This is a genomic window from Parageobacillus sp. KH3-4, assembly GCF_022846435.1.
GTDB classification, from domain to species: Bacteria; Bacillota; Bacilli; order Bacillales; family Anoxybacillaceae; genus Parageobacillus; species Parageobacillus thermoglucosidasius_A.
Genome location: NZ_AP025627.1, coordinates 2,248,701 through 2,261,629, shown reverse-complemented (window position 1 = coordinate 2,261,629; position 12,929 = coordinate 2,248,701). Strand labels below are relative to the sequence as shown.

General features: G+C 40.2%; 12 protein-coding genes and 2 pseudogenes. 12 read left to right on the top strand and 2 right to left on the bottom strand.

All coding sequences use genetic code 11. The features are described from left to right. Positions 1-192: 192 nt before the first annotated feature. The gene (locus tag MWM02_RS11470) at positions 193-777 is read right to left on the bottom strand and encodes an Atg14 domain-containing protein (protein ID WP_244402059.1); all 585 of its coding nucleotides are present in this window, start codon (positions 775-777) and stop codon (positions 193-195) included. A gap of 150 nt (positions 778-927) precedes the next feature. Between MWM02_RS11470 and MWM02_RS11465 the strand changes: the two are divergent. Next, a pseudogene (locus tag MWM02_RS11465) lies at positions 928-1,281 on the top strand (BMQ_0737 family morphogenetic spore coat protein); the annotation flags it as partial. 597 nt (positions 1,282-1,878) lie between these two features. Here the strand turns inward: MWM02_RS11465 and MWM02_RS11460 are convergent. After that, a pseudogene (locus MWM02_RS11460) lies at positions 1,879-2,361 on the bottom strand (hypothetical protein). Positions 2,362-2,755: 394 nt separating this feature from the next. Between MWM02_RS11460 and MWM02_RS11455 the strand changes: the two are divergent. From MWM02_RS11455 to MWM02_RS11405, 11 genes are all read left to right on the top strand, one after another. Then, the gene (locus tag MWM02_RS11455) at positions 2,756-3,202 is read left to right on the top strand and encodes a DMT family transporter (protein WP_064552948.1); all 447 of its coding nucleotides are present in this window, start codon (positions 2,756-2,758) and stop codon (positions 3,200-3,202) included. Positions 3,203-3,335: 133 nt separating this feature from the next. Further along, the gene (locus MWM02_RS11450) at positions 3,336-3,944 is read left to right on the top strand and encodes a class I SAM-dependent methyltransferase (protein ID WP_064553208.1); all 609 of its coding nucleotides are present in this window, start codon (positions 3,336-3,338) and stop codon (positions 3,942-3,944) included. Between the two features lie 454 nt (positions 3,945-4,398). Beyond that, on the top strand, positions 4,399-5,190 hold the full coding sequence (locus MWM02_RS11445) for a putative hydro-lyase (protein WP_244402058.1): 792 nt from the start codon (positions 4,399-4,401) through the stop codon (positions 5,188-5,190). A 552-nt stretch (positions 5,191-5,742) separates the two neighbouring features. Further along, positions 5,743-6,114, top strand: a complete 372-nt coding sequence (locus tag MWM02_RS11440; protein WP_064552952.1) for an IDEAL domain-containing protein — start codon at positions 5,743-5,745, stop codon at positions 6,112-6,114. 188 nt (positions 6,115-6,302) lie between these two features. After that, entirely contained in the window at positions 6,303-6,590 is a 288-nt protein-coding gene (locus MWM02_RS11435) for a hypothetical protein (protein WP_244402057.1), read from the top strand. Positions 6,591-6,970: 380 nt separating this feature from the next. Further along, positions 6,971-8,308: a radical SAM/SPASM domain-containing protein gene (locus MWM02_RS11430; RefSeq protein ID WP_244402056.1), complete on the top strand. Its 1,338-nt coding sequence runs from the start codon at positions 6,971-6,973 to the stop codon at positions 8,306-8,308. Between the two features lie 961 nt (positions 8,309-9,269). Further along, on the top strand, positions 9,270-9,950 hold the full coding sequence (gene nthB / locus MWM02_RS11425; RefSeq protein ID WP_244402055.1) for a nitrile hydratase subunit beta: 681 nt from the start codon (positions 9,270-9,272) through the stop codon (positions 9,948-9,950). A 13-nt stretch (positions 9,951-9,963) separates the two neighbouring features. After that, positions 9,964-10,581 carry a nitrile hydratase subunit alpha gene (gene nthA / locus MWM02_RS11420; protein WP_064552958.1) on the top strand — a complete coding sequence of 206 codons (618 nt, stop codon included), beginning with the start codon at positions 9,964-9,966 and terminating at the stop codon, positions 10,579-10,581. 12 nt (positions 10,582-10,593) lie between these two features. Further along, positions 10,594-10,932: a nitrile hydratase accessory protein gene (locus MWM02_RS11415; RefSeq protein ID WP_064552960.1), complete on the top strand. Its 339-nt coding sequence runs from the start codon at positions 10,594-10,596 to the stop codon at positions 10,930-10,932. A gap of 140 nt (positions 10,933-11,072) precedes the next feature. Beyond that, on the top strand, positions 11,073-11,465 hold the full coding sequence (locus MWM02_RS11410) for a (2Fe-2S) ferredoxin domain-containing protein (RefSeq protein ID WP_244402054.1): 393 nt from the start codon (positions 11,073-11,075) through the stop codon (positions 11,463-11,465). 620 nt (positions 11,466-12,085) lie between these two features. Then, positions 12,086-12,772, top strand: coding sequence for a High-affinity nickel-transporter (locus tag MWM02_RS11405; RefSeq protein ID WP_244402053.1), 687 nt, complete (start codon positions 12,086-12,088; stop codon positions 12,770-12,772). Positions 12,773-12,929 lie beyond the last annotated feature (157 nt).

Genomic DNA, 12,929 nt, shown 5'->3' with positions numbered 1-12,929 from the left:
GTCTGAAAGATCATCTTGCGCGTTTGTGTATAATGGCGTTGCCGTTACTAGATTGGGTGATTTATCATCATCCTCTCCCGGCTGTTTATGGAAATATGGTTGTTGGGCGTTTTGGATAGGCTTAGTTTCAATTCGTACATTTTTGATCTGGCTGAATTTTTGAGGATATACGTTGAACGTTTGTGGATGAGTTTACCCTTTCTTTTTAACTGGGGATACGACAATCGATTGCTGAGTTTCATCAATGAATTCATGTAATTGGAGAAAACTGTTTGGAGGCGATGTTCCGTTTTCCGTATTTTTCTTTATCACTGGATTGGTTTGCGGAGTTTCTATTTGGCTTTCTTCTATGTGGGCAGTTTCATGCTGCGCTGTTAATTGTTGTACTAATTGCGACAACATTTCTTTTATTTCGTTTATTTCTGGGTTTGGCGATGAATCCTCTCTTTTTTGATCCGTTTTTTCCGTTAAATCGGAAAGTTGCTTCGATATTTTCTCTATTTCTTTCGCAAACAGAATGCTTTTTTCTAGAATAGCTTCTATTTCAACCTGTTGATGTAAGACGCGTTTTTGTAAAATTGCCAAATCCTTTTGTTTCTCGTTGTCCAATTCTGATACGATTTCTTCGATGGCGCGGAATTTTTTTGTTAACGTGCGGACTTCTTCTTTTAAATTTTCTGTTTCCTGTTTTTGTGTAAATAAAACTTTTTTTAGTTCTTCAGACTCTTTGAAAACCTTATCGCTGTTTTCTTTTAAAAAAACATAATCTTTTTCCATCGTCTTGATCCTTTCTATCCAAGATGTGAATGATTGTAATTCTGATTGAAACGAAAGATACTCATTCATAATAGACCGTTGAGAAGAGAGTTCCCTTTCCAACGACCGTATTTTTTCCTCCATCATCTCTTTTTCTTTTTCAAGTTCAACTTGGAGGTAATTGGAACCAATGCAGCTGGCGCACAAGTGACTGTATTAAGTAATCCAGTGCTGATTACAACAAGTGAAGAAGTGATTCTTTGCGCACCAGAAGGTACAACAGTATGTTGCAATTCTACACAAAACGCCTTCAACATTTGCCGAGTAGGGGCATTTACACAAACTGGAGATACCATTACTGCGACAGTTTTAGTAAGAATTTGCCAAAGTATTGTCGTCACATATGAAGTCATTTTAGAAGTTGCAGCGAGATTTTGCCAACCTCGTCCAGAAATTATTTGCGAAGAAGAAGGCCCAGTGAATGTATTTCCGCCGCAATGTCCATCCGTCTTTCCGGTTATGTAAAAATTCCATTTCGAAAAGAGGGGATTTACTCCTCTTTTTTCCAATACATATAAAGAGAAGGAGTATTTATTTTTTACAAGGAGGCACAAAGCTGGTTACTAAAATCGTTGGCTTGCAAGGATTGTGGGGGACGGAGCCTGCCCGACAGACGCTGCAGCTGAACAGCGAGCCACTGGCTGTCTTTCGTAGCGTTGTTTTTGGTTTGATTATGTTTTGTAGATGTTTGTAGATTTTAGTAACCAAGAGAGCCTGAATCCATTGGTGATGAAGCCGTGGCAATATATTGATGAAAATGCGAATAAAATCGTAGAGGAGAGAGGAGAATTTTGGCTAAAGCCTGTCCGCGTTTCACAAATTAAGCCTGGGCAGAAATTGGCTTTTTACAATTTCTAACTGAAATTTGCTATTAGTGAAGCGCAAACGTCTTATGTCTTATAGAATGGAAGGGTTTTTTATTGTAAACAGCTGCAAAACGGGACCTGGGCCTTGAACAATATCGTTATTCATGTATGAATAAAATCAAGCCAGTGTAAATATTTTCTATAATTAGGCTGACTCAATATCTATTCTGCCCTGCTTGAGTCAGCCATTGTTTGTTTATGCTTCTCGAATGACAAGGGCATTTAATGCACGAGTTTCCGACGTAATCGTAGTTACGCCAGTCAAAATTCCTCCATCTGTTTCAATAACGATACGGTAAACGTGTGTTCCAACACCTGGTCTGTCTACCCAAGCAAGATTCGGGAATAAAGATGTGGTGGAAGCAACACCTAAAATAGGGATTAAAGATTCAATATCAAGTGATGCAAGTGGTGTAAATGCTCCGCCATTTGTAGAGCGTTCTAGACGATAAGTAATACCTGTTACTCTAGTGCCAACGCCAAGTACGGCCACTGCGAGTGATAGTTCAACCATTGAATCTAATTTTACTTCCTTCATCCCCGCTAAGCGTAGTGATTGGTTCAAGAGTAAGCACAGGAGTGGCGGTAACGGTTGCCGCTACGATAGGAACGGGTAAATCGGTTGTAGATTGTGTAAAAACAATCGTGGAAATAAGCCGTCATTACATAAGCAAGCCATTATACATCGCTTCCTTTCCGATAATTTATGCTTTCGCATCTATTGTAGTAAATGATAAATATAAGAAGAATATTCGGACAAATGACCATTGTTTCACCTATTTTTTCAGTCCTGTAGCGCCAGCACCTTTTGTAGGCAATTTTTTTCAGATTACCTCTAGGAAATTGCGTAAAAAGAAAACGACAAAAGCGATTCTATTTTCTCGTAATTCAAGTTCACTGAACGGGAGGGGAGAAATTTTTTATAATATTAGGGTGCGATCGCTTTTCTAAACGGCCTTTATGATGTTTAGCAGATGTGTGGCAAAAATTTTAATTTCATCCTCTTTTTTTATAATTTTTGCAATGAGAATATGATAGGATTGTAATGAATCACTTCATTAGGAGGCGGTAAAATGAAATTTTTGTACATCCTTTTAGCCTTGTTGGGCGGAATGATGGCAGGAATTCAGGCGCCTATCAACGGAAGCCTCGGTAAAAAAATCGGCAGCGTTGAAGGAGCATTTACTTCCTTTTTTATCGGAACGCTTTTTTTAACATTTTTGGTCTTATTTTTTGGAAAGGGACAAATCACCTATGTGTTTCAAGTGCCTAAGTGGAATTTGCTTGGCGGCTTGCTAGGGGCTTTTTTTGTGACTTTTGTCATTCTTTCTGTGCCGAACGTAGGGGTGGCTTTAACCATTTTTGCGGCAATCATTGGTCAAATCGTCATTAGCATTATCATTGACCATTTTGGCTTGTTCGGCGCGCAAAAAATTCCGATGAACGTCAACCGTTTGCTGGGCCTGGTGTTTATGCTGGCTGCTCTGTTCTTTATTTACCGAGGCAGTGTTTCATCATAGAATAGGAGGGGTTTCACATGTGAAATAATATGGTATCAAAGGGGATTGACATGCTACGGCAATTGAAGATGATTCAGAGCTGAAGAGAAAAATGCGGGAATTTTCTTAGTTTAGAGAGGTAATGGTGATGGGGTTGAATAACAGATGGAATGCTTTTATTTATAAATGTTGGGCGCCTGTTTATGATTTCTTTTTCAATCGAGGCTTGTTTTATTCAGCAAGAAAAAGGGTATTTGCGCAAGTGAATGTGGCAGAGGGGAGCAGGGTGCTTTTTGTCGGTGTGGGCACTGGGGCTGATTTAGCGTTTTTTCCGTTAGATAAGATAAAGGTCGTCGCGGTGGATTACTCTATCGAAATGCTGAAAAAAGCCAAAAGAAAATATCCCAATATTGAATTTATGCAGATGGATGCCCAATCTTTATCTTTTCCAGATTGTTCGTTTGATATGATTGTCGCGAGTTTAATTGTCAGTGTTGTGCCAAATCCGGAAAAAGCAATATTAGAGATGGCAAGGGTAGTAAAAAAAGGAGGAACAATCATTATATTCGACAAATTTGCGCCTAAACACAAAAAACTTTCAGTTGCGAAAAAAATTATTCGCCCTGTCATCAAGCTGTTGGGGACGGACATAGGCGTTTCATTTGAAAAGGTTTATAAGGCAATCAAACATGAATGCTGTGTAATTGAAGATTCCGATATAATGATGCGCGGCATGTATCGAAAGCTTGTCTTGAAAAAATAGCTGGCGTACATAGCAAACTTTCAGATTAATAAGCTTACATAGAAACGATATGTGCAATACAATAATGATAGAGAAGGCTGAAGAAGCGGACGCTAAAATGAAAATCGGCGTCAGTTTCTGTTTATTGTTGCGCTTGCGCCAAAAAACTTAGGTCGGCTTCAGAAGCAATTCGCGGTGGTTAATGCATGAAAAGCGGTCAATAGATGAATGAGGGAACTGACATGGAAGGGGACTCTGCCGGTGAGAAAGGAATTTTGTTGGTATATTTGCGCGAAAATGCAACTCGGCATTCAGGTAAAAACTTCTTATTTTTCGGCAAAAGTAGAGGATGAATTCGGGAGACTGGCCAATTTTTCAAAGTCTATACAAAATTAAGAAAATAATTTCAATTTTAAATAGTATTATAATTGTTTAGCCTGCTGATAATGTTTCCTGCATGAAGGGGGAAGAAAGAATGAAAGAATTATCGACTGCGCATCCATCTAAAGTCCGGGAATATATTCGCAGAAATGAATGGAGAAAGCCTACATCCGGTCTTGCTAACGGCTTTACTCAGGCGAATTTAGTCATTTTAAAAAAAGAATTGGCTTTTGAATTTTTATTATTTTGTCAGCGCAATCCTAAGCCATGTCCGGTGATCGATGTGACAGAACCAGGGTCTCCGGTTCCACGGCTCGTTGCACCTGATGCCGATTTGCGGACAGATCTTCCGAAATACCGAATTTATCGAAATGGAGAATTAGTGGAGGAAGTCGATAACATTATTTCTTATTGGGAAGATGATATGGTCGCCTTCTTGATTGGATGCAGTTTTACTTTCGAGAAAGCTTTGCTGGATAACGGAATTCCGGTTCGCCATATTGAATGCGGTACCAATGTACCGATGTATAGAACGAACATTCCTTGTGTCAAGGCTGGGCGCTTCGAAGGGCCTATGGTTGTCAGCATGCGTCCGATTCTGGAAAAGGATGTCGTGCGGGCCGTTCAAGTAACGAGCCGCTTCCCAGCTGTTCATGGGGCTCCTGTCCATATTGGGAATCCGGAATCCATTGGCATTCAAGATCTTCAAAAACCGGATTTTGGTGACCCTGTTCCGATAAAAGAGGGGGAAGTTCCGGTGTTTTGGGCGTGTGGCGTGACGCCACAGGCAGTGGCGATGCAAGTAAAGCCGGAATTAATGATCACCCATGCCCCCGGCCATATGTTTATTACTGATTTACGCGATGAACAGTTTGGCGTTCTATAATGAATTGGACGAAAAATAAAGGGATCCCGCTTTAGAATACGCATCTTTGGCCGGATTCCTTTATTTTTTCAATGTTTGCAGAAATCGCTGAAAAGGTGGCCAAGCCTTAATTATTTGGGAAAATCCTATTCTTGGTCCAGCAAACTTGGATCTCTGGAAAATAAAACAACAGTTTGCCGTTTCTTTTTCCAGCAATTCTGGAACTTCATCGAAAGGTGACTGTTTTAAACGATAAAAAGGCAATCGGAAAGATCGGGCCTGCTAAGCCGGGACAGAAGCGGCATTGGTTCGCTTCTCGCCAGCTCGGCTTTAACATTCAATTAAAAAACGTTAGGTAATGGCGCAAAAAATCAGGGAGGGATAATGGAAGAAAATGCTTGCGGACACGTGGAGATAAAAAGCTGCTCAATGACTTAGTTTAAAACAAATGATAGATATTGTTTGATTTTCTTTAAATAAAATGTAATAATTTTTTTTACAGAAGAAGAGCTATTTATTGTTGCGCACTTTGTTGTAATTTTTTAATAAACACTTTAAGTGGTGGTGAATTCGATGGATAGAGTAGAAGTAGGGGATTGGGTAAAAGGAAAAACGAAAAACGGGGAATTGATATACGGCTATATTGAAACAGCAAATGCACTACAAGAAACCGTCAAAATAAAAGTGATGGATTCTGATAATAAAGAAATTGTTGGAAAGACCGTTGAAACGCTAAAGCATTGGGTGAAAAAACTCCCTATATCGACCTTTGAGGACGAGGAACAAATTAAGGCGTTAATTGATATTGCTTTACAAACCAAGGATAAAAACTGGTTTATGGAACTGTCCGCCAAATTAAAAGCAATAAGGCAAGTTGCAAATGAAAGTGAAAAAAAGAATGACGATCACCCTTCTTTTAAAACAGATCGAGAACATACAGCATGAGAGGCTGAAGTGTGGAAAAATATCAAGGCGCGCGCAATCCGTCCAAACACGCTGAAAGAATGGGAAGCAAGTGGGATCGGTGAACAACGAAAATAGGTTTTATTTTCACAAATCTTTAAGGGATCGCGTTTTGCGGCTTCTACTGGTGCGCTGCCGATGGGACAAATCTTTCCGGTACGTTAGAAGCGGTGGCGCCGTATTGGAAGCAGGTGAACATCTCCGAGAGCCGTCGGAATCGGTGTGGTTTTGGAAACGTTGCGACGATTGAGTCATTGGACGAGGGCGAACCCGTCGATGATTCCGCGCTGTTTAAGCAGCTGAAAAAGATCGGTTTTAATGGGATAATGGCTTTCAAGGCTAGGGAGAAGGAGGCGGCGCTTGCAGTAAACTGCGCTGCCTATCTCGAAGCGTTCTGTGACATGGAGCGGCGTCTTGAGGCACATCCGTACTGGGTGGATTTGAAACTGGTTCCGTAAAATATGATTTCTTGGAAAGATGTATATGTAATGCTTCTTTTGCTGGTGAATGAAGGGGCTGCATCCCAAACGTTCGGGGGCAGCCCCTTATTGTTTGGGGCGAACCTTCATGGTCTCTTCGGTGCGAAGGTGGCCAGATTCTCTCTGTAACGAAATGGAGTATATTGTTGCTCTCCATTTCATTTGTTTGCTGTCAAATTTTTTTAGAAAAATATTCATATAACATTCAAAAACATAATGAGTCTATACCCGTTTATTTTCTTACACTAAAATTTAGCGGCGTTGCATACGGCCATAATGGTCAAATTTACTATTGTGATATATGTAACAGACAAAAGGTTTATTTCTTTATATGAATTTTACAAAAAGGGTGTAGAACAATGAGCAATATGAAATGGTTTCCATCTCGATTTAATGCGATTTCACAAACAGAAAGCGGAGAACTCATTCTTTACAATAGTTACACAGGCGCGATCGTTGTTGTGACAGCGGAAGAGAAAAAAGTTGTGCTGCAAGCATTAAAGCGGAGCGGCATCGACCGAGAATTATTGCCTATCGAAAAAACGCTTGTCGAATGCGGGTTTCTTGTTCCGGAGCAAGCAAACGAGGAAAAACGTGCCCAATTTTTGCACCAAACTTTACATCGAACGGATGTGATGCACCTTATTGTGCTTCCGACAGAAGCATGTAATTTTCGCTGTACATACTGTTATCAAGATTTTTCGCGTGGAAAAATGCGCCGCAATGTTGTTAATGGGCTAAAACATTTTTTAAAAAATAAAATCCCTAGACTGGAGCATCTTACTGTCAGTTGGTTTGGCGGAGAACCGTTATTAGCGTATGACATTATCGAAGAATTAAGCGAAGCGATCGTAGAATGGACCGATCGACATGGCGTAACCTATCAAGCGGAAATGTCCACGAACGGCTATTTTTTATCGAAACAAACATTCCAAAATTTATTGAAATATAAAGTGAATCGCTTTATGGTGACACTTGACGGAAGCAAAGACGTGCACGATGCACGCCGGGCTCTTGCGAACCGAGGACCTACGTATGAGACGATCATAAACCATTTGCTCGATATACAGACATTAGATGATTCTTTTGAAATTTACATTCGCATTAATTTTGATGAAGGCAACCTTTCACACATTCCGCGTTTTTTAGAAGAGTTGGCCGGTTATTTCGCGGGAGACTCGCGCTTTCAAATTTTTTGTCGCCCTGTTGGAAAATGGGGCGGCGCGAACGATGAAGATTTACCGATATGCGACCATCGTACAGCAGAGACAAAAATATGGGAGTTTACAGAAATGGGCATTCATCGTGGGTTAAATATGAGTTCGATCATTGAATCGATGTTAATGCCTACTGGGGCAGTTTGTTATGCAGCTAAGCCACATTCGTTTGTCATTGGCGCCAATGGTCAAGTGTATAAATGTACTTGTTTCCTTCACGAGGAATATAACCATGTTGGACGGCTTCATGACGATGGAACGATGGAAGTTGATTTTGATAAATTAGCTTTATGGGTCACGTCAGGAGAAGAACAAGACGAACATTGCCAAGCTTGTTTTTTTCGTCCTGCATGTCAAGGGAACCATTGTCCAATGTATCGCATACGTAAAGGAAAGCGCCCTTGCCCTTATGAAAAACGAAAAATTAAGCAAGTGTTGCGCCTAATTCATGCCCAACAATCTAAAATAAAGCAACAGTGACGCGCTGATTGGGGCAAAGCGTTTTAATGATTGGCGAGAGCACATTTCACAATAATGGGAGGAGGTGAATGATATGCGGATTTTGCGTCCTGCTGTTTCTCCAGTCACAGCGTCTAACTCAGGCAGACTTTCTAAATCTGTTCCGGGCAATTTAAAATAATGTATTTAAGCTTAGTATAATTTCTATCACTTGTCGATTTCTCCCCCTCACCAGAGAGAATGGAGTTGCCAAACTGTCGCTTTTTCCGAAGGATGTGCGTGTAATTGTCTTTTGCCAATAAAATGAAAGAGGGGCTCAATCCCAAAAGTTCGGGAGCAGCCCCTTGAATGTCATTATTTGGTGCAACCTTTCACGATCGCTTTGAGAGAAGGCGGCCGATTCCCGTTTAATTAGATGAGAAGAGAGAAGAGTTTCTCGGAACGGTTCGTTTTTGTTTTCCATTCTCCAGAAAAGCAGTTCGAATTAAAGCCATAGTTAGAGCTTGGTAGGAGTAAAAGAGGATTTGCTGAAATAGTTCTTAGTTAAATTTGTATAATCTGTTGTTCTAACCGTCTGTAATTTGTAAAAAAATATGGTTTAGAGATAGATCGGCGATAGTTATCCGTCAGAAATCAAGAAAAAATTTAAATGTTAAGTTTTATTACAAAGAATATTGAAAAAAATCGAAATTTTCTATTGACAACATGATTATGATCAAATTAATATGTATTTAGGACAGAAAAAGTTACATAAATCAAATTTATGTTACATTTATTTTGCATAAATATGTAATAAAATATAACACATAAAGATGTAAATTATGTTTAAGGTGTCATTTCTATTTTTTAAATATTATAAATATTTATATTATTTTTAAAAAATGAAAGGAGGTGGTGACAAGGGAGGGGAGCAATGAAGTTAAAATAGTGTTGGCTTTTATGTACACATTAAATTAATACCTAGTCTGTGGAGGTGAATGGTATGAACGGTCCTCATGATTTAGGTGGAAAACGTGATTTTGGCCCAATCATTAAACATGATCAAGAACCTCTTTTTCATGAAGAATGGGAAGCAAAAGTACTGGCGATGCATTTTGCTTTACTTGGACAAGGAGTAATCAACTGGGATGAATTTAGGCATGGTATAGAACGGATGGGATATGTTTATTACCTTACTTCAAGCTATTATGAACATTGGCTTGCTTCACTAGAAACCGTATTGGCCGAGAAAAATATCATTAACAGTGAACAGTATAGAAAGAGAATTAGGGAAATAGAATATGGCATGAGTGTACCTGTCAGCGAAAAGCCTGAGTTAAAAGAGTCTTTGTTATCCGAAGTGATCTATGGCACGAAAATATCATCCGAACGGAGAGAAAGCACTGTATCTCCGCGGTTTCGTCCTGGAGATAGAGTGAGGGTAAAACACTTTTATACAAACAAGCATACTAGATGTCCTCAATATGTCATGGGGAAAGTAGGAGTTGTAGAACTTCTTCATGGGAATCATGTTTTCCCAGACTCTAACGCTCATGGTGATGGCGAGGCTCCGCAACCGCTTTACAATGTGCGCTTTGAAGCAAGAGAACTGTGGGGAGGCGAGGCTCACGAAAAAGATAGTCTAAATCTCGACTTATGGGATAGCTATCTAACTCACGCGTAAAGGAGGAAAAATCATGAGTGTACAAAAAGTTCATCACAACGTTCTGCCTGAAAAGCCTGCTCAAACTCGGACAAAGGCTTTGGAATCGCTGTTGATCGAATCTGGATTGGTCTCCACTGATGCCCTTGATGCGATTATTGAAGCCTATGAAAATGATATTGGGCCTATGAATGGGGCAAAAGTTGTTGCAAAAGCTTGGGTTGATCCTGATTACAAAGAAAGATTGCTTCGGGATGGGACTTCGGCTATTGCAGAGCTTGGCTTTTTAGGGTTGCAGGGGGAGCACATGGTTGTTGTCGAAAATACGCCTAAAGTTCATAATGTAGTAGTTTGTACGCTATGTTCCTGCTATCCGTGGCCTGTCCTAGGCTTGCCTCCTTCATGGTATAAAAGTGCTTCATACAGGGCTCGAATTGTTTCAGAGCCAAGAACTGTACTTAAAGAGTTTGGGCTTGAACTGGATGATGATGTTGAAATTAGGGTTTGGGACAGCAGTGCTGAAATTCGATATTTAGTTCTTCCAGAAAGACCTGCAGGTACTGAAGGGTGGTCGGAAGAGGAACTGGCTAAACTTGTAACGCGTGACTCTATGATCGGTGTGGCCAAGATAAAGTCGCCTGTTAAAAAATAAGGGGGGACAAAAATGGTTCAATCAAATCTTCAAATAAAACCGGATGAGATTCTACCTGAACCTAGGAGAACAGAAAATGAGCCGGTTTTTAATTCCCCGTGGGAAGCCCGGATTTTTGCTATGACAATCAATTTGTATGACAAAAAATTCTTTGATTGGGAGGACTTTCGACAAGGATTAATAGCTGAAATTGCAGTTGCGGACAGCCTTCCTGAGAATGAACGACCAACCTACTACGAAAGTTGGCTGGCCGCTTTGGAAAAGTTGTTAATCAAGGATGGTATATTAACAAAAGAACAAATAGATGAACGCACTAAAGAATTGAAAGAAGGTATAAGAAAAAGTTGCTAGATCTTCCTATATTAAACTCCTCGCTCCTTTCAAAAAGGAGTGGGGAGGCTGTTTACCGAATTTATAGTGGAGGCTGTCGCATAGTAAATATGAACAAGGGCACCTACATCAAAAAAACTTAGTGTGTGGAGGAAAAGAAAATGGCGACTTGGGACTTATCGCGAATGAAGCATCACGTCTTCATATGCAACGGTAGCAGTTGCATGCGCAAGGGCGGCGAAGAGGTGACGAAGGCGATCCGGAGTGAAATTGCTGCCACCGGGATGGATGATGTGATTCATACGAGTCGGACCCGGTGCAACGGGAGATGCAAAGACGCGTGCGTCATTATCGTGTATCCGGAAGGAATTTGGTATAAGGACGTCACCCCTGCAGATGCCCCGGTGATTATCAGGCAACATTTGATTGGAGGAACACCACTGGAAGAAAGAATCAGCCATCGCTGCGTCAACGGGAAGTTCATACGCAGTCGAGGTGTAGAGACCGGAACGTTGAAAGCAACAAAGTTAGCTATGCAAAAAGATTTGCAATGATAGTGATGTTGAAAAAATGTAACCTTCTAATATGTCGATATGAAAAAAGATTACGAATACAACGTATGTGTACACGTCTTAATATAGAAAACAGTGGGTTCCACTTCTATGATCAACTCTGCTTTCTATAGGCCTTCATCTTTATTAGAATGCAAATCTTCATAATGTTATGACGAAGTACAATCGTTTCTTATGCATGAGCGACTAACAGTTTTTGCGGGTTTATCCTTACTGTTTTATGTGCAATGTTTCTAGTTTGGCGATGTCATTTTGTGCCTTATAAAAAATGATAACACATGTTTAACAATTTTTCAATACGGTGAACAACGATAAATGGCGCAAATACATCATGTTGTTCAGGTTGCGGATAGGGCAGTTTTTGTTTTGAAAGTAATATGGGGACGAGACTTGTGTTGTTCTACTGTTAGTAAAAGCGGATATCAAAGCAAGTAGAGTAATAGATCCGCGATAACTGTCCGTCACGAAGAAGTTAATAAGATAACTACATAAAGTAGGTTAAAGAAAATGGATTTTTTCAATTATCGAAAGGATTAAGCAACGTGAATCATTTACATTATCGTTTTGAATAACTTTATTTGTTGGAAAGGAGCACGATTCGTTTGGAATGGATATCATTTTCCTTTTATACCATGTTGATCGGCTTAAGACACGGGATGGATTCTGATCATATTGCTGCAATTGCCGATATGGTCGGTGCGGAAAAACAGAGAAACCAACAGTTGAAACTCGGGATCATGTACGCGATTGGGCACGGAGCGATCGTGTTCGTAATTGGGATGTTGGCGATTTTCGCCGGCACGCATTTGCCAGTTGGCTTTTTGCGAGTGATGGAACTTTTTGTTGGACTAAGTCTTTTGCTATTGGGGATGTTTATCCTTTATTCAGTCGTTCAGCAAAGAAACGACTACGAGTATCAAGGCCGCTGGAAGATTTTATCTGCCACGATTTATAAGCTTTTTCGGCGAAAAACGCTGACGGAGGACAAACTTTCCAAATTTGGCATCTTCGGCGCCTTTGTGATTGGCGTCATTCATGGAATTGGTGCGGAAACTCCGACACAAGTAATAGTGATCTCTAGCAGTGTTGGTTTGCAAAATTTGTTTTTTGCTGTAGCACAGCTATTGCTTTTTGTTATTGGCGTTTTGATGGCGACAATTTTTATGACGTATTTTGCCTCATGGGGATTTATAAAAGCGAAATTTAAGAAAAAGCTTTATTTGATCCTAGGTGTCCTGACAGGCTTTTATAGCGTAACATTAGGCATTTCGATTATCGGCGGAATGTAAGGAAACAGTGATATTTGTTGTTTTTATGCATTTCAAGCATGTCCATTATCGCTTGCTACCGTTTAAGGGAGGTGGTGCGCTCGAAGGAGAGGGGAAGCAGATTCATCATTCATTACAACATTCCAATCAAAAAAACTAAAAAAGAAGGAGGAAAATT

Excerpts from the sequence above, each read along its gene's own strand:
- MWM02_RS11415 (WP_064552960.1), top strand. The coding sequence starts at position 10,594 with ATGGTTCAATCAAATCTTCAAATAAAACCGGATGAGATTCTACCTGAA.
- MWM02_RS11440 (WP_064552952.1), top strand. The coding sequence starts at position 5,743 with ATGGATAGAGTAGAAGTAGGGGATTGGGTAAAAGGAAAAACGAAAAAC.
- nthA (WP_064552958.1), top strand. The coding sequence starts at position 9,964 with ATGAGTGTACAAAAAGTTCATCACAACGTTCTGCCTGAAAAGCCTGCT.
- MWM02_RS11430 (WP_244402056.1), top strand. The coding sequence starts at position 6,971 with ATGAGCAATATGAAATGGTTTCCATCTCGATTTAATGCGATTTCACAA.
- nthB (WP_244402055.1), top strand. The coding sequence starts at position 9,270 with ATGAACGGTCCTCATGATTTAGGTGGAAAACGTGATTTTGGCCCAATC.
- MWM02_RS11455 (WP_064552948.1), top strand. The coding sequence starts at position 2,756 with ATGAAATTTTTGTACATCCTTTTAGCCTTGTTGGGCGGAATGATGGCA.
- MWM02_RS11470 (WP_244402059.1), bottom strand. The coding sequence starts at position 777 with ATGGAAAAAGATTATGTTTTTTTAAAAGAAAACAGCGATAAGGTTTTC.
- MWM02_RS11445 (WP_244402058.1), top strand. The coding sequence starts at position 4,399 with ATGAAAGAATTATCGACTGCGCATCCATCTAAAGTCCGGGAATATATT.
- MWM02_RS11410 (WP_244402054.1), top strand. The coding sequence starts at position 11,073 with ATGGCGACTTGGGACTTATCGCGAATGAAGCATCACGTCTTCATATGC.